This window comes from Enterococcus sp. BWB1-3 (assembly GCF_016745275.1).
Classification (GTDB): Bacteria; Bacillota; Bacilli; order Lactobacillales; family Enterococcaceae; genus Enterococcus_L.
Map to the genome: position 1 here is coordinate 199,533 of NZ_JADOEP010000001.1, position 20,494 is coordinate 220,026.

The following is a 20,494-nucleotide window of genomic DNA, read 5'->3' on the forward strand; positions in this document are numbered from 1 at the left end:
TTTAATGAAAAACAATCTATTACTATGTATTGTAATCGCTTCAATAAACTTGATAGGTACCTTGTTGATTGGAAAGTTAGCTATCGGTCAATTTATTTGGATCAGTTTCCTTGCATTACAATTTTATTTTATAGGAAATATTGCTATGCAAAAGAGAGCTTGTTTTGAATTACTTGCTTCGTTTACCGTGGGACTTTTTTGGGGGCAGCTTTCCAATATGCTTTGGCATTATTTTTCTGATTCATTGACCTATTTTGCTATCAATTTTATTGATGGTGGCATACTCATCTTCCTATTAAGCGCAGGGGCGCTGATTTTGTTTGATAAAAAATTACCTGGGCGCTTACCGGCAACATTTACTGGGTTAACAGTGACTGTTTTGTTATTGGGACGGCCAGTACCATTTATTGGTCAAGGACTTTTAGGAGATAGACCGATTATTATTGGTCTATGTATCGCATGTGGAATGTATGCATATGGTTTGCTTATGGCCGTCATGGTGGATGTTGTCTACAGCAATTTGGTTAGAAAAATTTATGGAGAAGGCGAGAGGTAATGTGTGGAAATTTTTCTTAATACAGCTGATTTTCATCAATAAAGAATTTTCGAACGACTGAGTAGAATACATAAATTAATGATGGAAAGATAAGGAGAATGAGAAAATGACGTTGACAGAAAACTTACAGGAAACCATTTTATATATTAAGAATCAGGGAGTAAAAGAAATCGATTTTGCATTAATCTTAGGTTCAGGGTTGGGTGAATTGGCAGATGAGATACAGGATGTTGTAAAGATTCCTTATCATAAAATTCCTCATTTTCCAGTTTCAACAGTGGTCGGACATGCGGGTCAGTTAGTTTATGGAACGTTGTCTGGAAAAAAAGTACTGGCTATGCAGGGCCGTTTTCATTTCTATGAAGGGTATTCTATGGAGACGGTTGTTTATCCAGTACGAGTGATTGCGATGCTGAAAGCCCACTCCTTAATTGTGACTAATGCAAGTGGAGGGGTCAACACAACGTTTGAACCAGGTGACTTAATGCTGATTACAGATCAAATCAATAATATGGGAACCAATCCTTTAATTGGGATGAATGTGGATGAAATGGGTCCACGCTTTCCAGACATGAGTCAGGCTTTTGATGGAGCTTATCAGAAGATTGCGGTGCAAGCAGCGGAAAAGTTAAATATTCAATTGAGGAAAGGGATTTATATGGGGGGGACAGGGCCTTCTTATGAGACACCAGCTGAGATTCATTTTGCACGGAAAATTGGAGCTGATGGAGTAGGAATGTCAACAGTACCTGAAGTAATTGTGGCGGTGCACAGTGGTTTAAGAGTTTTGGGCATCTCTTGTATTACGAATCTTGCAGCAGGCATGCAAGAAGTTCTTAATCATGAAGAAGTTATTGAAACAACGGAACGTGTGAAAGCTGATTTTAAAACTTTAATCAAAGAAATTCTGCTGACTATCTGAGGAGAATCTATAAGTGCAGCCTACGTAAGGTTAAATGTTGGGTGGAGAAGATAGCATTAGAGAATGAAATGTTTTTTGAAACGTACGAACTATTCCTGTTTTTCCATCGTCGCTCAAACAGAAATAATTAGCAGAAGCCAGTTTTTTATTAAGAAGGAAACTCAGTAGAGAAGATAGAGCACATTCTTTAAGCGTTTCTTTCTTTTTTTGCGCCATGAAACTTGTTAATTTACAATTTAACGAGAAAAACTGTCTGAAAAGTTGTGAAAAACAAATAAAAACGCTTGCAATATTGGGAATTTATTGTATAATTAAATTATAAAGTTGTGAAAAAACAATTCGGGAGGCCTTTATAATGGATAATGCCAAAATCATTAAGCGACTAGAAAAGCCAAAGAGAAAAGTAGATGTAGTTCTTGATACGGATACATATAATGAGATTGATGATCAGTTTGCGCTAGCTTACTTAATTCAGTCGGAAGAAAAATTGAACTTAAAAGCTGTTTATGCAGCTCCATTTCTTAATCACCATTCTGAAAGTCCAGAAGATGGGATGCAAAGAAGTTATCAAGAATTATTTAATTGCTATAAATTGATGAATGAAACGCGATATCATGAAGTGACATTTAGAGGTTCTACTCAGTTTTTGAAGGATGAACAAACCCCCGAAGAGTCAGATGCTGTTAGAGATTTGATTGACCGTTCAAAGAATTATTCTGAAGAAAATCCTCTATACGTGATAGGTATTGCAGCAGCTACTAATCTAGCTTCGGCTATTTTATTAGATCCAACTATTATCAACCGGATTGTTATTTTATGGTTAGGTGGTTTGAGCTATGATTGGCATGATAACAAATCATTTAATTCAGGACAAGACGTTGCAGCAGCTCGTGTACTATTAGATTCTGGGGTGCCATTAGTTCAATTTCCAGGAAAGAATGTGATTTCTGCTTTTACAACAACAGGTCCCGAATTGGAATATTGGTTAAAAGGAAAAAATAAATTCTGTGATTACATGATTGAGAAAACAGCAGAGGAAGCTCGAATTTGTTATGGCGGAAGTGTTTGGTCAAGAGCTATCTGGGATGTAGTTCCTGTTGCTTGGCTTCTAGATGGGGAGTTTATGCTGGACACTCTAATTAAAAGCCCAATAATGCAATACAATGATTATTACAGCTTTGATTCTAGACGTCACTTTATCAAGTATGTTTATCGTATTGAACGAGATAATTTGATGGATGACTTGTTTACTAAGTTGTCTAAGATTCCTAGTTAATAAACCGTGAAAGGAAGGTCCGGTATGGCTGAAACAACTGCTAAGGAAATGAAAAGAGTAAGTAAAAAGAACTATCTAGGTAAGACTGAGCCTTGGTTTTATCTACTACCCTCACTTGTTGCAATTGGTTTGTTTACGTACTATCCCTTTGTTACTAATATTTTTGACAGTTTGCATATCGTAGATTCTTTCGGCAATCGCCGTGCTTTTGTAGGAATAGAGAACTATCAAGCGATTTTAAGGAATCCCAAATTTTTACAAGCAATAGGAAATACTGTTTTGTTTTCAGCTATAACAATTCCGGCGTCATTAATTATCGGACTCATCTTGGCGTTAGTTGCGCGAGAAAAAAGAAGGACTTCACCCATTTATGAAGCGATGTACTCGTTACCAATGGCGATGTCTTTAGCGGCAGTAGCGATGATTTTTCAATTAATGTTGAATCCTACGTTGGGAATGGTCAATAAAATTTTTGGCGTAGATATTAATTGGCTTAAAGACGTAACCACTTCTTTGTCTTCCTTGATTTTTATTGAAACATGGTTGAATATCGGTTTTAATTTCTTGTTTATGTTGACTGCTGTGAGAGGGATTCCTGATGAAATTTTAGAAAGTGCTGAGATAGACGGCGCAGTTGGATTTACTAGACTTTACAAGATTATTATCCCGTACATCTCACCAACAATTCTATTTTTACTTGTTTCCTCAATTGCTAAGGCAATGATTACTAGTGGCTTAACGCTGATTTTAACGCAAGGTGGGCCAGATGGAGCAACTGAAACAATTGTTTCTTTTATCTACAAAAATGCTATTTTAAATCAGAATTATAATATTGGTTATGCAGCTTCAGTAGTTGGCTTTGTCATTACACTTCTATTTGTAGGTCTGAGCTTTATTTATGAGAAGAGAGGAGTTCATTACGGATGAAAAAAACAAGAAGTGTGGGGTATCAATTGTTCGCCTTGATCTTAGGGAGTATCGTGTTAATCCCAGTTTTGTATGCCCTTTCAGTTTCGTTTATGAAACCTGATGAGATTTTGAGTAGAGATGTTAATTTGTTGCCAAGAAGCTTTTATTTAGGAAACTATATTGCAGCATTCCAAAAAACAACGCTTACTCGTTTTTTACTCAATTCCTTTGTAATGACAGTTGGATCTTCAACGGTTAGATTAGTGACAGCTGGCACAGCAGCATTTGCCTTGTCCTTCTATAACTTTAGAGGAAAGCAAGCTATGTTTTTGTTGATTATCGGAACGATGATGATCCCACCTGATTTACTGATTGTCAAAAACTATCGGACTGTTGCCAATATGGGCTTAATTAATACATATTTGGGTATGATGGTCATTTTCTTTGTTACAGCGTTAAATATTTTTGTGATGAGACAACATTTTTTAGCCTATTCAAAATCAATTTATGAAGCAGCTAAAATTGATGGCTGTAGTAATTTTGAGTTCTTTATTCGAGTATTGCTGCCCTCTTCAAAACCAGTTTTAATCACCACTTTTATTTCATCATTTGTAGGTATCTGGAACCAATACTTATGGCCATTACTAGTCACAAATCAAAATGAAATGCGGACAGCTCAGGTGGCAGTTACCTTGTTGAATTTTCCAGATGAGAGCCCTCACGGAATTATCATGGCTGCCTCTGTATTAATTGTGATACCAACTGTTGTCGTATTTATAACCTTCCAGCGTTATATCAAAAAAGGTATGATGGCTGGCGGAGTTAAAGGATAGAAGGGAGAAAAAAATGAAAAAAATAGTAGTAGGTTTCATGTGTGCAATTGCTTTAGCTGGATTGTCAGGTTGTGGAAACAAAGCAGAGAGTGATGGGGACAAGAAAGAGGATATTGCATTGGTGGAAGATTTTTCTGGAACTGAAATTGTCTTTTGGCACGCTATGTCAGGAAGTAATGGTGAGGCGTTGGATAAAATTGTCAAAGATTATAATGACACGGTAGGAAAAGAGCACGGCGTTAAGATAAGTACAGTTTTCCAAGATACCGAGATTGCCAGTAAGGTGAAACTTGCCTCTTCAACAAATGATGATAAGAATGCACCGGATATTATTCAGACTGTCGGGATGGACTTACCGTCAATCTCAACTTTACCGCAAATCGTGCCAGCACAAACTTTTTTTGATGATAAAAAATCAGAGCTTAAAACGGCTGCTTATTATGATCAACTTTTACGAACGTTTACGTACGAGGACAAGATCATTGGTGTTCCGATGAATGTTTCAACCTTACTTTTATATTATAATGAAGAATTGTTGAAAGAAGCCGGCTTTGACCATGCACCAAAGACGATTGATGAGCTGGCCAAGTATATTGAAAAATTAGGAAAAATTGATGGTATCAATGGCTTAAATACGCAAATTACACGTTACCAACTAGTTAATTTTATTGTAAGTCAATTCCCAGAGAGTTTTGTTGGAGATAACGAAGGTGGACGTAAAGCGCCTATGACAAAGCTAATTATGGATGAGGATGGAACTTTGGATAAATTCTTGACTGAATGGCAAAAAGTGATTGATAGTGGTGGTTATAAGCATATTGAGGATAATGCGAATGAAGAGTTTGCTACTGGAATCAATGCAATGGCGCTTCTTTCTTCTTCTCGACTAGGAGCAATCAAAACACTTACGGCAGATAAATTTACTTTCCAAACAGCCTTTTTACCAAAAGTGAGTGCATCAGATACAAGTGGAGCAAGTATTGGCGGAAGCTCATTAGTTTTATACAATCGTGGGGATAATAAAAAATTGTCTGCGGCCTGGGATTTTATTTCATACGCAACCTCTGCAGATGTTCAAGCAGAATGGTCACAAGCGAGCGGCTACATTCCTGTTAATGTTGCGACCGAAGAACTACCTGAAATGCAAAAATTTTATGAAGAAAATCCGCAATTCAAGACGGCTCTGGAACAATTGAAGTCATCAGATCCATTATCACAAGAACCATTTGATTTAGTTAACTGGGAAATCAATGACATTGTTGCTGATGCTATGCAAAAATTTGCTGAGGGTAAATTAACTAAAGAAGAAACAGCAAAAGAAATTGTCGGAAAATCTAACACGGCATTAGAGGAATATCATAAGGCAAATGGATAATGATAAATTTTCTGGGACATTAGTGACTTTGACTAGTGTCCCAGAAACTATAATTGAGCTTAAACAGTCAAATAATGAACACACATTGACCTCTAGCTCAGGTCCAAAATTTTTGTAGAAAGTTAGTGATGGGATGACAATCAAGTATATTTTTTGTGATATCGATGGGACATTGATTCAAAAAAGAGAGGTGATGACTGAAGCTTTTATAAAAGAGGTACGCAGAACAACAGAAAAAGGAATCTTTTTTACATTTGCTTCAGGACGACTGCCGTATCGAATTCAACCGCTACTCGATGTGTTAGGCTTAAGTAATCAGCCGTATGTTGCATGCAACGGTGCGTTAGTTAAAAAGGGACAAAGAATTTTATTTCAAAAAAAGTTTTCGTTATGTATTCTGCGAAAGCTTGTTGAAAAAGCACTAGATGCAAATATGACTGTATTATACGCGATTGATGAAATAGAATATGTGATGGCAGAAAATACAGCGACTCAGAGAAAGAGGATCGAGCGTGGAACGTATCATCCATTAAGAATGCCAACGGAAGCAGAATGGAAAGAATTAGAAATCATTAAGCTAAATGTATTGAAAGATGATAGTTTACAGACAATCGAATTGTTTGAAGAAGATTTTGAGGAAGTTAAGGAAGATATTTTAATTACAAGATATGGGATGCATGGTATTGAGCTGGTAAGCCAAGGAGTAAATAAACAAGCAGGGATAGAAATTATTTTAAATGAGTTACATGGCACACAACAGGAAGTAGCGACCATCGGGGATAATGAGAATGATTATGAAATGATTCAAGCAGCAGCATTAGGCATTGCAGTGGGAAATGCGATTCCTGAATTACAAGAAAAGGCAGATTACAACGTCTCAGGGATTGCAATTGAAGGGGGCGAGGAAGCCTTAAAAAAAATAAGGCAATATATAGAAAGGAAAAACTCATGAGATTATCAACTTCAACAAATATTTTATTTGAAAGAGCTTACGGGGAGCCTATTGACCCCCTACAATGTATGGAAATTTGTAAGCGAGCAGGCTATGAAGTATTAGATTTCTGTTTCCATGATTTAACTACTTATGATAGTGAATTTATGACAGAAAATTGGAAAGAGTACATGTATCGAGTGAAAGCTAAAGCAGAAGAATTAGGGATTGAATTTAGCCAAGGGCATGCTGTTGTTTATGATTTTTGTAGACCTGAGTTGGATCACGGGCATTTTGAGACTGTTTTAGAAAAATGTATTGAGGGTGCTGGGATTTTGGGCATTAAATGGCTTGTTATGCATCCTTCAACTGTTATGGATACAGCAGAGCCCTACAAGGATTCAAGACAAGAGAATATCTACTTTTTTACGAAATGGTGTGAGTTTGCAAAGCAGCATCATGTAGGAATTGCAATTGAAAATATGTGGGACTGTCATATTTCACCAATCAAATTGTATTGTAACACTGCAGAAGAAATGGTGGATCTGATAGATGCAGTTCCTGGTTTGGGAGCTTGTTGGGATGCAGAGCATGGTGCGATTATGCAGCAAAATCAGGCAAAAGCGCTACAACTTCTGGGTCATCGTTTAAAATCTACTCATATTTCAGACTACACAAATACTCAGGATATTCACTTGTTGCCGTATCTAGGAAAAACGGATTGGGATGAGGTCATGGCGGCTTTTGCAAGTATTGAATATGATGGTGATTTTGATTTGGAAATTCATCGCTATCTAACTAAAATGCCTATGGAAAATGTTGAGAGTGCGATTTGTTTAAGTTTTCAAATAGGTCAAGGTCTATTAAGATTGGCTGAAGGTAAAAAGGAGACGAATTGAGAATGGAAGATTTTTTTTATCGTGTACCAAAAATTGAACTACATTGTCATCTAGATGGATCAATTACACCCAAAGTAATTCGGAAAATGTATGATTTATCATCGACACCATTAAATCTGACAGATGAAGAATTAAAAAGAAAAGTAAGTGCACCAAAAAAGTGTCAAAATTTGACGGAGTATTTGTCTTGTTTTCCAATGGTAACCGCTGTCTTAAATACGCGAACTGCATTAAAGCTTGCTTTGATGGATTTAATGGATCAGGCTTCAAAAGAAAATGTTCTTTATCAAGAAATACGATTTTCTCCTAAATATTTATCATCAGATGGTTTGTCGATGGAGGAAGTTATAGAAAGTTTAGTGCAAGCAAAAAGTGAAATAGAGGACAATTATTCTATTTCGATTGGTTTAATTGCCTGTTGTATGAGAGGACACTCAGAGGAAACAAATTTAGAAGTAGTTCGTCTTGCTAAAAAGTATCAAAAGTTTGGTTTAGTGGGAATTGATTTGGCTGGTAATGAGATAAAGTATCCAACAAAAGAATATAAAAAAATATTTTCTTATGCAGAAACCGTAGGTCTCTCCTACACTATTCATGCTGGTGAAACTGGGAACATTGAGAATGTCCATTATGCAATTGAATTTGGAGCAAAAAGAATAGGTCATGGAGTTGCTTTAGCAAAAGATAGGTCAATGATGAAATTAGCTGAAGAAAAAGAAATTCTTCTAGAAATGTGCCCTGTATGTAATATTCAAACCGGAGCATCAGAAGACTGGGGAAATTATCCAACCACTCTATTTGATGAAATGGGCGTAAAATATTGCTTTAATACAGATAATCGAACAGTTTCGAACACAACAATGACGAGAGAATTTACAGAGATAGATAAAAACAAACAAAAGATGAGTGAGTCTGAAGTGAAGAATCAAACACTTCTAGCAGTTGATTATCTATTTATCACTGAAGCTGAGAAAAAAAATTTAAGAGAGCGCATCCGAACATTCTATATTTGATTTTTTAGTAATAATTAAAAAATGAGTGCGGTCCTATTATTTAGTGGAAATGATAGTGATAGCATCTGGTTTAGCAGATTTCACAGAGGGATTCAAGGAAATATGTTTATTGAATCCCTGATGCTTTTAACGTTAAGTTAAATAACGAAAAGTAAAAAATAAGGGATTGATACAATGTCAATAAAAGAAATTCTATTACGTGTATGTCTGGCATTACTTTTTTCTGCATTAATTGGTTATGAAAGGGAAAAGAGTCAAAGTAATGCCGGAATAAAAACACATGCTTTGGTAGGGGTGTCTTCAGCTTTGGTCGCTATTACTCAATCAGAAATAGGTCGCCAGGCTTTAGTTAATGCGTTGGCTAATCCAACAATGGCTAATTTTTTTAGTACCGATCCTGCGAGGCTGACGGCTCAGGTTATCTCTGGGATAGGATTTCTTGGGGCAGGGACGATTATTGTCACTAGGCGTAGTATCTCTGGGCTCACCACAGCAGCGTCCATTTGGTCGGTTGCTTGTTTAGGTATCTCAGTAGGCATGGGATATGTTAAAATATCAGTAATTGGGTTTTTAGCAATTTTTAGTATATTATTTCTATTGAAGCGTTTTGTTAATCTCTCTGTGCCGACCAAACTGATTATCAAATACACAGGTGGACTATCAACACTGGATAAAATTCGTTCAGATTTAGATAAGCTAGATTTACAATTCACGACAATAAAATATGATGTTCAGGTTTATGGTGATATCAGACTTTATACGAATATTTTTGAAATAAAATCTTTAGATCAAAAATATTTTGATAAGCTCTTGGATGTATTTGCACATAATCAAAATATTATTAATTGTGAGAAAACCAAATTTGATAAGTAGGAGGAGGGGGACATTTGACTAAAATTGAAAGAAGACATAAAAAAATTCTGGAGATATTATCAACCATTCCGTTAGCGACTATCGCGGAACTTTCAGAAACGATTGGCGTCTCTAGTGAAACAATACGTAAAGACTTGAAGGTTCTCTCTGAAGAAAAAATGATTTTTCAAACACATGGTGGGGTTGCCTTAGCTAGAGGAAGAAATGTTAGTCAACCATTTGATTACCGGATGCAGATCAATAGTCAAAGTAAACAAAAAATTGGTAAAAAAGCAGTTAATTTGGTAGAGACAAATGATGTCATCCTATTAGAGAACAGCACAACTTCCTTAGCATTGGCTAGAGAGCTATCTAAGAATAAGGAGTTACTAGATAGTCTGACCATTGTTACTTCATCATTTAAAATTGCTGCGCAATTAGATGATACATTTAAAGAAATGAAAACAAATTGTCGATTATTTTTTGTTGGAGGATGGACAAATTTCGAGCAGCACGGAACATTTGGGTTGCATACAATAGAAACTTTGAAATCAATACATGTAACCAAAGCATTTTTGAGTGGTGCGGCTTTAGATGAGGAACTCAGATTGAGTGGCTATAATGATGAAGATGTGGCGTTTCAAAAGAGTGCAATTGTTTATTCGCAACAAGTTATTCTAATGATTGAAAAAGGGAAGTACCCAAAATCTGGATTTTCAAATGTGGGTAGTATTGAGGATATAAACTATATTGTGACAGATATTGCATTCACTAATGAGCGGAAAAGAAAATTAGAGTTGGCGAATGTCAAGTTAGTGGATGTAAATTCATTTGAAGATTAAGCTTGTGAAAGAATAGACAAAAATAAGCAAACTAGGAATCTAGAAGAATTAGATAAGTAATCAATACTCTAAATTCTATACAAGCTAAAACGAAGACTGTAGACTAAACTTAGGGCAAATTACCTTTTAAAAGTTGAAAAACTGTTTATAGCAGACATCCGAAATGGAGGACTCTCTGGTTTAAGATTGTTCAAGTAAATACTGTAAAAAAGAAGCAACAGAAGTTATTTTTCTTAATGATGGTGCAGAATAGCACTATTGTAAATCTTGCACATTAAAAAAATTATTGCTGCCTAAGTATTTCATTTATTTTTACCGATTTTGTTAACTATAGCTTGTTACGCTTTTGCTTGTAAAATAGGAGCTTTTGTTGCAATGTGGCGATTACTCCAAGCGAGAAACATAATTAAATTTATTATTCTAGTCTAATCACGTTTATCTTTAAAAATAAGTCCTTGTTCTAGCATGTATAAAATAAATTTCAATTCATCATTTGAATATCCTTGCCAACGAGTCTCCCTGGGGATGACTTCTAGTTGGCAGAGGCGATAGCTGAAGTTCAGCCTATCCCCCTGCTTATTATCAAGGATTCGCTTCGCCAATCTCTTGTTACGGTAAGCAATGGGTGTTTCATAGCCTAATCCTAATGAGCCGTGGAGTTGCAGATGGCTCCACCAATGGATATAAGCAAATAATTGAAAGGTCAATTCTTGAAGCATTTGAAACGTATTCGGATAGATAAATTCAACGTTTGTTGATTTATAGGTAGACTTTGTTCCGGCATTATCATGAGGACTTCCTTTTCGACTCAACAATCGTTCAATTTGAAAAGTTTTTAGAATGGTTTCAATCGTTTGATTATCCAATTCTTTTCCTCAATTGGTATGAAAATACTGAACAGAAGTGAGGGGCTAAGAAATACGGCTAAACACCTGCTTCACAAGGGAGGCATCCTTTCTTGGTTCACAATAACAGCCAGTAATTTTTCGATTGAATAAGTCCAGCATCAAACAGATATAGTGCCAGTTTTCTCCCACATGAACATAGGCTAAGTCTGTGACAATCGCTTCTAATGGTTCTTGATTTAAAAGCCCTGCCTGAGTTTATTGTCAATTTTGCTTTTGCTGGTAACGGATGGTGTTGGCTTAAATCGAGCACATGTGTAATTGGAGGTTAAGCATCAATGTTTCATCAACTTTCCAATTTTACGCCTACTAAGAATTACCCCCTGATATTCACGTTCTTTTTTTATTTTTCGTGTCCCGTAATTTTTTCGACTCTGAATAAAAATGGTTTCCACTGATTCTTTTAAGTCAGCCTTGTCTTGACATAATGTGATTCCTCCCAGTGTGTTTTCTTTTCGTTTACACACCTTGTTTTTTTATGTCTAGCTTATTGGACTTTATCCGACTAAAGAGGCTATTTTCTTTCTAGCGCAAAAATATTTTCGCCTTATCGTTAGCTTTAACGAACCTTGTAGACGGATAGCTATTTCAAGAGCCTATTATAGTGCATTTAAGCTTACAGAATTGTTTATCCAATATGAGTACAATGAGTTATATAGCAGTTTTAAAGGTAATTCTGCTCGTAAAGCAACTTGGAATTTTATTGGAGTAAACAATAGATTAAAAAGGCTGAATATTGATTTTCAAGGGGGGCACCTATTGGATTTAAGAAAAAGGGCTGATTATAATTCTGAATATAAGGTAAATAAGGCTGATGTCAAATATGCTAATAAATTATCTAAAGAAATAATTGATAAGTTAGATTATCAATTAACATCCAGATAATTGTTAAAAGAGGACTAAACAGATCTTCTTTTTTTACGCACTTTTAATCGGCTTCAGTACAAACTTCCGGATAAAACTATCCAGATTTCTCATGACAAACTTCTTAATAACCAGCTGTTTTTTGGAATTATAATGTCCAAATACAGAAAGCTCAAAAATATTAATAAGAAACGAAGTACTACCTCTATTTTTATTTACATTTTTTCATCAAAAAGGTAAGTGTTAACATTGTGGTATGGTGGTTGTCAAAAATCAGTGTTTATTGTGGAGCAGTTGTAAAAAAAATAGAAAAACAGTGTTTGGCACAAAACAAAAAAGAAACCCTACAATAACAAGGTTTCTCGGCATAACAATACATCACAGGAGGGATTCGAACCCCCGACCGTCCGCTTAGAAGGCGGATGCTCTATCCAGCTGAGCTACTGTGACAGTTGAGTGAAAACTATTTAAATATGTTGCTCTCTCAAAATCAGCAACATCAATATGTTATCAGAAAACGAAGACAGTTGCAAGAGAAAAATGAAGTTTAAAAATAACTGTTGGATTCTTTAGTGAGATAAGGAAAAACGGACTGAAAAAAGAAGCTGAAACTATTAGAAAAGAGTGGAAATAAAGACGATTTGGGCGATTAAAGGAACTCTTGCGAATCGCTATCAGAGTCTTTGTTTGAAAACAAGCAGACCGAGTATTTATAAGTCTGATCTGCTTGCTATAACAGATTAATTAACGAATTAGTAGAAACGTGTATGACTGACCTTCCATTGTTCCAGTTTGATATTCAACCAAAATCCATAGATACCCAAGGTGATAACAGTCAGCAGCAGCCATTTAATCCAATTTCCGAACAGTCCGACTGCCGTTCCTGTGAACTGACAACGTCTGCCTTCTATGACTGTGTGTTCAATTTTCCAGCGATACATTATACAAATCCCCCATGGTGCACAGATACCAAATGTAAGAGCTGTGATTAGCCATGCAATAATAGCTGTTCCAATATAAGTCGCCAGACCTCCGTCAAAGTATGAGTCTTTCATCTTTCCCCTCCTTTAGTGATTCATTTTAATCCTACCATAAATCGCCGAAGGAGCAAAAATATTTCTGTAAGCTGTGAATGCTTTACTTGGCTTAGTGGTTAACTTAAGTAAACAGTCTGACTGTTTACAGCTTTGATGAACATTCGAACAGCTCAACTTTTGGTGCAGAATGAATCGGTAATGTATATATAAGCAACCCTGTATATATTTGCAGTTTTTAGGAGATTTTACTGAGTGCACTGGTTTCCTTTCGGGACTGTCTTGGTGAAATACCCAGAGTTCTTAAAATTTTAGTTGGAGCTTCGTAAAGTATTGCAGTGTACATAATTGGCAATATAGCCACGGAAAGATAGAATTGCCGAGCAACTATCTTTGCATCAAGTTCTTAATTAAAATAACAGCTGCATAAATTGTAGGACTTTCCAAACGGCAGGCAGTCTGTTTAAAATACAAGGTGATCTTTGTCAATTCAGAGATAATCATGTTCTCTTGATAAATATCTTTTAGAGCATTTTCGTGAATAATGGTTAGAAAGTGTAATGTATTTTTTTGTGCTCTAAAGAAAGTTGAACAATAAGGACATATGCTCCCAAAGGAATTGATCAAACTCATGATTATAGCTATGCAGAGATTCTTATGGGCATGCAACAATTATCGGGAAAAATGATTGTGGTCGGCGTCTGACTGGTTGAGCTTGAAACGGCAACATCTTCTGGAGGAACGGTCATTGTAGTTGAAATGGCAGATAAGATTGCGTCTGACTTTGACTTGACAAAAAAATTACTGTTACGGAACATCTGTTTCGTACGGGGATTCAAATAATGACAGAAACTATGTGCCTGGAAATTATAGATAAAGGAAACCTGGAGGAATAGAGTCAGAGAGCGGTAAAATAGAATGGTTTATATAAGTTTTCGTTGACTGTGATTCCTGTTTTTGGTATGATGTTAATGTTGTAATTGTGGTCTTCACAGCTACAACCGCTCTGAACAAGTTTTTAAGCACAACAATCTGTCACTTGGGATGGCGAGTCTAAGTCTAAACGAAGGAGGTGCTGTATAGCATGTACGCAATTATTAAAACTGGTGGTAAACAAGTAAAAGTTGAAGTTGGTCAAGCAATCTATGTTGAAAAACTGAATGTAGAAGCTGGAGAAAAAATTGTTTTTGATGAAGTAATCTTAGTTGGTGGCGAATCAACAAAGGTTGGCGCTCCAACAGTTGCAGGTGCAACTGTTGAAGGAACTGTTGAAAAACACGGCAAACAAAAGAAAGTGGTAACTTTCAAATACAAGCCTAAAAAACATTCTCATCGTAAACAAGGTCATCGTCAACCTTATACAAAAGTAGTTATCGATGCAATCAATGCTTAATTCCTCATTAATAGGAAGGAAGGCGTAACTTATGATTAAAGGTTCTTTCAAACGGAATGAAACAGGAATGATTGTTTCATTTGAATTAAGCGGACATGCTTCGGCAGCAGAGTATGGTGAGGATATCATCTGTGCAGCTGTTTCAGCTTTAACAATTAATACGGTCAATGGAATTGAAGCATTAGCTGGATTTCAGCCGATTGTTGATATTGATGAAGTTGAAGAAGGATACATGTACGTTGAAACAGTTTTTGATGTGAACCAGGAGCAGACGAATATTTCTCAGATATTATTGGAAAACCTGTTGCTTGGTCTTCAGGGGATTCAGGAAGAGTATTCTGATTTTGTTCAAATTATTACTGAAAATTAGGAGGTGCAACCAAATGTTAAAAATGAATTTACAATTTTTTGCCCATAAAAAAGGTGGAGGTTCTACTTCCAACGGACGTGATTCAGAATCTAAGCGTCTAGGTGCGAAAAGTGCTGATGGTCAAACAGTTACAGGTGGTTCTATTTTATACCGTCAACGCGGTACTAAGATTTATCCAGGTGTAAATGTTGGAATCGGTGGAGACGATACATTATTTGCAAAAGTTGATGGAGTTGTACGTTTCGAACGTAAAGGCCGTGACAAAAAGCAAGTATCCGTTTATCCAGTAGCTAACTAAGCTTTTATTTAATCGGCTAGAATCCTTGTGCGATAAGGGTTCTAGCCTTTTTCTTTTTTATTATTTGGTGATTGAATGCCATTTTGAATGCCATCAGCTTAGAAATTAGCAAATTTAGCTAGTTTTTCGGCTGTGGCATTTTTTTGTTTACTGCTTAAATGAGTGTATATAGAGTTAGTCATTTCCAAACTGGCATGGCCTAACCTCTCTTGTGTTTCTTTCATAGGCACGCCAGCCTCATAAAGCATTGAGGCATGAGTATGCCGCCAGCCATGTGTACCGATGTTTGGCAATCCAACAAACGCCGAAAGTCTGGAAGATCGCTGGTATAATGCTTGACGTTGTGAGTAATTGCCTTGGTAATCTGAAAATATGATGTTTTTGTTTGTGGTATTGGCTTGAAAGAAAAATTCTTTTTGGCGAAGCTGCCAACGTTTCAGCATCCTACAAGTTTTATCATCAATAGAAATTACTCTAATAAGAAGATTTTGTCTTAGGAGGTAAGACAGAATAACCATTTTTTGTTAGTGATAATGTTTTATTGATTGTTAGCAATCCTTTTTCAAAATCCATATCTTTCCAAGTTAATGCTAAAGCTTCTCCACCACGGATACCACTAAATGCTAATAATCTATACATAGTTAAGTCCCACTCCGCAAAATATTTATAGAGTAAATTCTTTTTGTTGACCTGTTTAACTTTAGTCTCCAAATAAGAAAGAACCTGTTGTACTTCTTCACTGGTATAAAATTTTATTTCCTTTTTCAAGGTACAGACACTGGCAATTTGTACTGTCAGCGACCATATTATTACTGGTGAAGAAACAACAGCAGAAGAAAGATAAACAAATTTAATGAAATGATTGAAGTGGGTCTGGAAACTGCGACTCAAAGCTAGTTTAAAGAAGAAATTAATGACTAATACACAATTAAGTGTACTTTTTTCAGAGTGCTATTCTACTATATAAATTCTGTTAAATGATTCTGTTCATGAAAAGTGACCTTTGACCCTAGTATAAGCAAGGGAAATAATACTTACTCTTGTTTATTTAGTAGGATTTGTAATAAAAATGAACATATATTAAAAGAGAGTGTTAACTCCGAGAAATAAGGCGAATCATGCGAAAATAGTTTTCCATAGTTAGGAAAATTTTGGAAGCGACGCAAAGATGATTCAGTGGTCTGCGCCGGACTGGGGGGTGATTGTTCGATGAAGAAATTGCATTTTTTTTATATGTTTATCTGATTTTTCCCTTATTTAGTCTTGTTTTTTTTGAGGATAGATGTCATTATTAATGGTGAGTTATTTTTCGTTATTTATAGATGTTATTGTTTACTTTTGGAAAATAAAATTTATTTTTGCATAAATTACTCATTTCAAATCTGTTCTTTTCTCCTATGATGGACATATCAATTATGTCAGGAGAATGTTGAGATGAAAAACTTATGGGAACTTATCCAAGAAATGAATGCAGGAAATAAAATGGAGAGCGATTTACAGTTAGCAACAGATATTACTGGTCTTGAATTGGATGAGCTGCAGCAGTTCTGTACTGCAGAGATTACAGCTGATATATATAGCAGTTCTTGGTAATTATTAAGCAGGAGTTGATTTCTTTGAGGGAAAAAAAGGCACTGATAAAGTATTTATATACTGATTTTGAACAGTCACGCTTTTTCAGAGTCTATCAGACTAGCTTTACTGTCTCTGTTCAGAAAAAGCTGAATAGAATTTTTGAAAAAGATCAGCATAGCTGGGGGAAAATTTACTTATTAGTACGAAGACTAACTAAAGATCAATGGTCTGAAAAAGATGTGGCGATAGGGTTCTATGTTGAAGTGCTGAATTTATGTTTTAGTCTATATGATGATTTGATGGATGGGGACAAGAATAGCACCCTTGATAAAAAAGCCTATTACCAACTAACAAGACTGTTGTTGGAGTCTTTAGAACTACTTTCTACTTTTGTACCTGGGGAAGCGGTCAACAGTCTGATCCAAAAACTGAATACGGCAATTGATGGAGAATGGATTGATGTGGAAAGTCAGCTGACGAATGAGTCTTCTGAACAAGATTATTTTGCAGAGATGTTAACTAAAACAACATCTGTGTACCAGTATATTTTTAGCTTGGCTAGTGAGCAGGACCCTATTTTTTGTGAGAAGGTTGCTAACAAGCTGGGAATCTCCCGACAGCTGATTAATGATACCTTAGATTGTGTCAATTCAGAAAAAAGTGATTTGCGAGCAATGAAACCAACCCTTCCGTTAATTATGGCAAATAAGCATAGTCAAGCAAATGGAGGGTTATTGTTTGAACAGCTAAACGCTTATTCAGCTAGTGGGGGAATGGATATAGGATTAGAGAAGCAACTTCATCTGTCTATCAGAAAAAGCGGGGCCCTTCAATATTGTTTGATTGTTGCATATAAAGCGCATCAAGAGGCTTACGGGCTGGTAAAAGACCGATTCCACAAAGATAAAGCAAAAGAAACAGAAAAATTGTTTCGATATTTGGACTGGAGGAAAAAGGATGAGGAACAAAATTAATCCAGTTCGATTTATTCCGATAGGGATTCTATTTTCTTTTATTGTCTATTTTATAGAGCGCAGTGATTATTTGGCAGGAATAAAGAGCACTGATGATTTTCAGATGTTCAATTTTCAATTTATTGTGGGGGCATTTTCGATTTTTTTAGGTTGTCTTGTTTTAATGAAATCACAAGCAACAAAAGTAACAAAGGCTTATTTTTGGCTCACGCTATTGATGGGGGGCATTTTTCAAACCTTAAGTTCTACAGATCCTTTGCTCATCTATCTGGAAAGAATTTTTGTAGCACTTTCCCCTTTGGTTTTGTTTCATTTTTTTACAACATTTATAACTATCGATGAACAACCAATTGTTAAGAAATTGAGAATCATACTGTTATTATTTTCTGGATTCAGTCTAATCATGTTTTTAATCGATTTCTACATAAATGAAATATACGTTATTGGGTTAGTGTTGGCCGTTTCATTCAGCATTTATAGCTATTTTAAATTCAAAGGAAAACAGCGCTATCTATCGCAACGTTTTTCCAGATTACTGTTGAAGAGCGCAATACTTTCTTTTTTTCCTTATACTTTTAGTGTCGTATTTGAAATGCCAGATTTTTCCAATGGACCTGTTGAATTTCTTGTTTTGTTTTTTCCTATATTTATCTTGCCAACAACGATTGCCTACATTCTAATCAAAAATAATACATTAATTATTAGTACGAATTATACTCAATTTCTAAAAAAAGTCTTGTTAATCATTCTTTTGCTGGCGGCGAATAGTGTGGTGTTGTCTTTCCAAGAGGTTCCTTTTGAGAGGCAGCTGCTGCTTAATGGGTTATTACTGTTGATGCTTTTTGTCTACCAATATGTTTCTGAGCTGTTTTCGATTCAGGAAATTGAAAAAATAGATAAAATGAATGGAAATCTTGAAGCAGAAAAGCTTAAAATCTTTCATCAGATTACGTATGAAGATTATTTTAGCTCTTTAGGGGACTTGGTTACAGAGTTAGTGAATCGAACGGTTGAGACAGATGGTTTGATGATTATCTGGAAGGATCAAATGACTCATTTTATGTTGAAACAGGAAGGTCTTTTTAAAGATTTTGTATTAAATAAAGAATGGATTAAGACCTTTCAGACGAGTGAGAATATTATTATTTGGCATAAAAATCCCTATCTTTTTTTTGAACTCTTCTATAACAATCAAGTACAGGGATGGTTAATACTCGGCAAGCAAAATCAGCGCTACCGAGCGAATGAAGTATCGGCCTTGAAATTATTAAGTGAGACGGTGAGTGAGCTGCTTGGAACCAGTGAGCTGTTAAATCAGGTAACCAGCAAAGTACAAAAGCTGCCTCAAATTAAATATGATCAATATATTCAACTCAAGATATTATACAGTAATGAACGGATTCAAAAAGATTTTACGCACTATCTGCACGATGATATATTGCAGAATCTGCTGGCTATAAAAAATATTGTCTCTACGATGGAAGAGAGTATAGTAAAAGAGTTTATTATTGAAAATGTAGTGGAGTTAAATACTTCGATTCGGGAGAAAATGTTTGATATTTATCCGTCAATGCTGGTTGATATGTCGTTGCAGGAAAGCCTGGGTATTTATTGTGAAAAGCTGAGAAAGGATCAAAGCCTTAAAAATGAAAATATAAAAATAAAGTATGTCTATGAAGAAAGTATCTACATGCCAAAGGAGTATAAATTTACTGTTTTTAGAGCTGTTAAAGAGCTGATGCAAAATGCAATGAAGCATGCCGAAGCAAAGGAAATCTTACTGGAAATCAGTCAGTTAGCTGAAACGGTTAAAATTTGTATCACAGATGACGGTGTTGGTTTTAATGTGAAGGAAAAAATAGAAGAAAACTTCTATACCAATCATATTGGCTTGCTATCAGTAAAGCAGGATATTAATGCGATTAAGGGAGATATACAGATTAGAAGTAAAAAGAAGAGTGGAACAGCAATTGAAATCATGATTCCAGTTGGAGAAAGGGGTGGAGAATATGAAAATTTTAATGATTGATGATCATGGCGGGTACGCAAAGAGTCTACAGTTTTATTTATCCTTTAATCCTAAAATAGAAAAATTTTCGTACTATCTTAACGCAGAGGGCTTATCAGAAACCCTTAAAAAAGAAAAACCAGATATTTTACTTTTAGATATTCAGCTAAAGGGAGAGAACGGACTTAAGGTGGGGCAGCGAGTATTAGAGGAGTTTCCTGAACAGAAGATTATTTTTCACTCAGGGCACGATTTGTTAGAATACCATAGCCAAGCTATTAATATGGGGGCGAAGGCCTTTATTGATAAAAATAGTGATCCTGAAAAGCTATTTGATGTTATGAATATAGTGATGGCGGGAAAAACTGTTTTTCCTAAATTTTATACAGATGTAGAGCCGCTGACGGATCGCGAGAAGGAAATTCTGCAGCTGACCGCAGATGGTTTGAAACAAAAAGAGATTGCAGAGGCTTTATTTTTGAGTGTGCGTACAGTGGCCAATCATATCCAGTCAATCAATGAGAAATTCCATGTCAACTCCTCCATCTCTGCTGTGGTAAGGGGAATTGAGCTTGGGATTGTAGATAAATTTTGAATAATGCATTAAATCACAACAGACAGAAGCTGCTTGAGAAAAGCAGCTTCTGTCTGTTTTTGTCTACTTA

At 35.7% G+C, this 20,494-nt stretch carries 24 protein-coding genes, 1 tRNA gene, 1 pseudogene and 1 other annotated feature; of the genes and pseudogenes, 20 read left to right on the top strand and 6 right to left on the bottom strand.

Annotated features, from left to right (window positions below):
• Positions 1-4 precede the first annotated feature (4 nt).
• From IW492_RS00995 to IW492_RS01045, 11 genes are all read left to right on the top strand, one after another.
• Positions 5-556, top strand: coding sequence for a DUF1097 family protein (locus IW492_RS00995; protein ID WP_202064272.1), 552 nt, complete (start codon positions 5-7; stop codon positions 554-556).
• 106 nt (positions 557-662) lie between these two features.
• Positions 663-1,478: a purine-nucleoside phosphorylase gene (locus IW492_RS01000; RefSeq protein WP_202064273.1), complete on the top strand. Its 816-nt coding sequence runs from the start codon at positions 663-665 to the stop codon at positions 1,476-1,478.
• 355 nt (positions 1,479-1,833) lie between these two features.
• Positions 1,834-2,754 (top strand): nucleoside hydrolase, encoded by a 921-nt coding sequence (locus IW492_RS01005; protein ID WP_202064274.1) that lies wholly within the window; start codon positions 1,834-1,836, stop codon positions 2,752-2,754.
• Between the two features lie 24 nt (positions 2,755-2,778).
• Positions 2,779-3,681: a carbohydrate ABC transporter permease gene (locus IW492_RS01010; RefSeq protein ID WP_202064275.1), complete on the top strand. Its 903-nt coding sequence runs from the start codon at positions 2,779-2,781 to the stop codon at positions 3,679-3,681.
• Positions 3,678-4,496, top strand: a complete 819-nt coding sequence (locus tag IW492_RS01015; protein ID WP_202064276.1) for a carbohydrate ABC transporter permease — start codon at positions 3,678-3,680, stop codon at positions 4,494-4,496. The genes IW492_RS01010 and IW492_RS01015 overlap by 4 nt, the downstream gene beginning before the upstream one ends.
• A 13-nt stretch (positions 4,497-4,509) precedes the next feature.
• Entirely contained in the window at positions 4,510-5,871 is a 1,362-nt protein-coding gene (locus tag IW492_RS01020) for an extracellular solute-binding protein (protein WP_202064277.1), read from the top strand.
• A 133-nt stretch (positions 5,872-6,004) separates the two neighbouring features.
• Positions 6,005-6,823, top strand: a complete 819-nt coding sequence (locus IW492_RS01025; RefSeq protein WP_202064278.1) for an HAD family hydrolase — start codon at positions 6,005-6,007, stop codon at positions 6,821-6,823.
• Entirely contained in the window at positions 6,820-7,701 is an 882-nt protein-coding gene (locus tag IW492_RS01030; protein ID WP_202064279.1) for a sugar phosphate isomerase/epimerase family protein, read from the top strand. The genes IW492_RS01025 and IW492_RS01030 overlap by 4 nt, the downstream gene beginning before the upstream one ends.
• A 2-nt stretch (positions 7,702-7,703) precedes the next feature.
• Entirely contained in the window at positions 7,704-8,714 is a 1,011-nt protein-coding gene (add, locus tag IW492_RS01035) for an adenosine deaminase (protein ID WP_202064281.1), read from the top strand.
• Between the two features lie 174 nt (positions 8,715-8,888).
• Positions 8,889-9,587: an MgtC/SapB family protein gene (locus tag IW492_RS01040; RefSeq protein ID WP_202064282.1), complete on the top strand. Its 699-nt coding sequence runs from the start codon at positions 8,889-8,891 to the stop codon at positions 9,585-9,587.
• A 14-nt stretch (positions 9,588-9,601) separates the two neighbouring features.
• Positions 9,602-10,408, top strand: a complete 807-nt coding sequence (locus IW492_RS01045; RefSeq protein ID WP_202064284.1) for a DeoR/GlpR family DNA-binding transcription regulator — start codon at positions 9,602-9,604, stop codon at positions 10,406-10,408.
• Between the two features lie 425 nt (positions 10,409-10,833).
• On the opposite strand, the gene IW492_RS01050 is transcribed toward IW492_RS01045, so the two are convergent.
• Both IW492_RS01050 and IW492_RS18575 read right to left on the bottom strand, forming a co-directional pair.
• Positions 10,834-11,274: an IS3 family transposase gene (locus IW492_RS01050; protein ID WP_202064286.1), complete on the bottom strand. Its 441-nt coding sequence runs from the start codon at positions 11,272-11,274 to the stop codon at positions 10,834-10,836.
• Between the two features lie 314 nt (positions 11,275-11,588).
• The gene (locus IW492_RS18575) at positions 11,589-11,780 is read right to left on the bottom strand and encodes an IS3 family transposase (RefSeq protein WP_202064287.1); all 192 of its coding nucleotides are present in this window, start codon (positions 11,778-11,780) and stop codon (positions 11,589-11,591) included.
• A gap of 292 nt (positions 11,781-12,072) precedes the next feature.
• Between IW492_RS18575 and IW492_RS18245 the strand changes: the two genes are divergently transcribed.
• Positions 12,073-12,198, top strand: a complete 126-nt coding sequence (locus IW492_RS18245; protein ID WP_269160902.1) for a hypothetical protein — start codon at positions 12,073-12,075, stop codon at positions 12,196-12,198.
• Positions 12,199-12,553: 355 nt separating this feature from the next.
• On the opposite strand, the gene IW492_RS01060 is transcribed toward IW492_RS18245, so the two are convergent.
• Positions 12,554-12,627, bottom strand: a tRNA-Arg gene (locus IW492_RS01060).
• Positions 12,628-12,929: 302 nt separating this feature from the next.
• Positions 12,930-13,232 carry a DUF898 family protein gene (locus tag IW492_RS01065; RefSeq protein ID WP_202064289.1) on the bottom strand — a complete coding sequence of 101 codons (303 nt, stop codon included), beginning with the start codon at positions 13,230-13,232 and terminating at the stop codon, positions 12,930-12,932.
• A 968-nt stretch (positions 13,233-14,200) separates the two neighbouring features.
• Positions 14,201-14,276, top strand: a sequence feature (ribosomal protein L21 leader region).
• A 19-nt stretch (positions 14,277-14,295) separates the two neighbouring features.
• On the opposite strand from IW492_RS01065, the gene rplU reads away from it, so the two are divergent.
• The 3 genes from rplU to rpmA are packed head-to-tail and all read left to right on the top strand — an operon-like array spanning position 14,296 to position 15,272.
• Positions 14,296-14,604: a 50S ribosomal protein L21 gene (gene rplU / locus IW492_RS01070; RefSeq protein ID WP_202064290.1), complete on the top strand. Its 309-nt coding sequence runs from the start codon at positions 14,296-14,298 to the stop codon at positions 14,602-14,604.
• Between the two features lie 31 nt (positions 14,605-14,635).
• Positions 14,636-14,974, top strand: coding sequence for a ribosomal-processing cysteine protease Prp (locus IW492_RS01075; protein WP_202064292.1), 339 nt, complete (start codon positions 14,636-14,638; stop codon positions 14,972-14,974).
• A 13-nt stretch (positions 14,975-14,987) separates the two neighbouring features.
• A complete protein-coding gene (gene rpmA / locus IW492_RS01080) occupies positions 14,988-15,272 on the top strand; it encodes a 50S ribosomal protein L27 (RefSeq protein WP_202064294.1) in 285 nt (94 codons plus the stop codon).
• Positions 15,273-15,370: 98 nt separating this feature from the next.
• Here rpmA and IW492_RS01085 read toward each other — a convergent pair whose 3' ends face one another.
• Both IW492_RS01085 and IW492_RS01090 read right to left on the bottom strand, forming a co-directional pair.
• The gene (locus IW492_RS01085) at positions 15,371-15,790 is read right to left on the bottom strand and encodes a tyrosine-type recombinase/integrase (RefSeq protein ID WP_267491766.1); all 420 of its coding nucleotides are present in this window, start codon (positions 15,788-15,790) and stop codon (positions 15,371-15,373) included.
• Positions 15,747-16,040, bottom strand: coding sequence for a tyrosine-type recombinase/integrase (locus IW492_RS01090; RefSeq protein ID WP_202064298.1), 294 nt, complete (start codon positions 16,038-16,040; stop codon positions 15,747-15,749). The genes IW492_RS01085 and IW492_RS01090 overlap by 44 nt, the downstream gene beginning before the upstream one ends.
• On the opposite strand from IW492_RS01090, the pseudogene IW492_RS18480 reads away from it, so the two are divergent.
• The 5 genes and pseudogenes from IW492_RS18480 to IW492_RS01110 form a co-directional block, all read left to right on the top strand.
• Positions 16,036-16,169: pseudogene (locus IW492_RS18480) on the top strand (purine-nucleoside phosphorylase); the annotation flags it as partial. The gene IW492_RS01090 and the pseudogene IW492_RS18480 sit on opposite strands and share 5 nt — an antisense overlap.
• Positions 16,170-16,706: 537 nt before the next feature.
• On the top strand, positions 16,707-16,865 hold the full coding sequence (locus IW492_RS01095; protein ID WP_202064300.1) for a hypothetical protein: 159 nt from the start codon (positions 16,707-16,709) through the stop codon (positions 16,863-16,865).
• A 23-nt stretch (positions 16,866-16,888) separates the two neighbouring features.
• The gene (locus tag IW492_RS01100) at positions 16,889-17,821 is read left to right on the top strand and encodes a polyprenyl synthetase family protein (RefSeq protein WP_202064302.1); all 933 of its coding nucleotides are present in this window, start codon (positions 16,889-16,891) and stop codon (positions 17,819-17,821) included.
• On the top strand, positions 17,805-19,850 hold the full coding sequence (locus IW492_RS01105) for a sensor histidine kinase (protein ID WP_202064303.1): 2,046 nt from the start codon (positions 17,805-17,807) through the stop codon (positions 19,848-19,850). The genes IW492_RS01100 and IW492_RS01105 overlap by 17 nt, the downstream gene beginning before the upstream one ends.
• Positions 19,831-20,424: a response regulator transcription factor gene (locus tag IW492_RS01110; RefSeq protein WP_202064305.1), complete on the top strand. Its 594-nt coding sequence runs from the start codon at positions 19,831-19,833 to the stop codon at positions 20,422-20,424. The genes IW492_RS01105 and IW492_RS01110 overlap by 20 nt, the downstream gene beginning before the upstream one ends.
• Positions 20,425-20,494 lie beyond the last annotated feature (70 nt).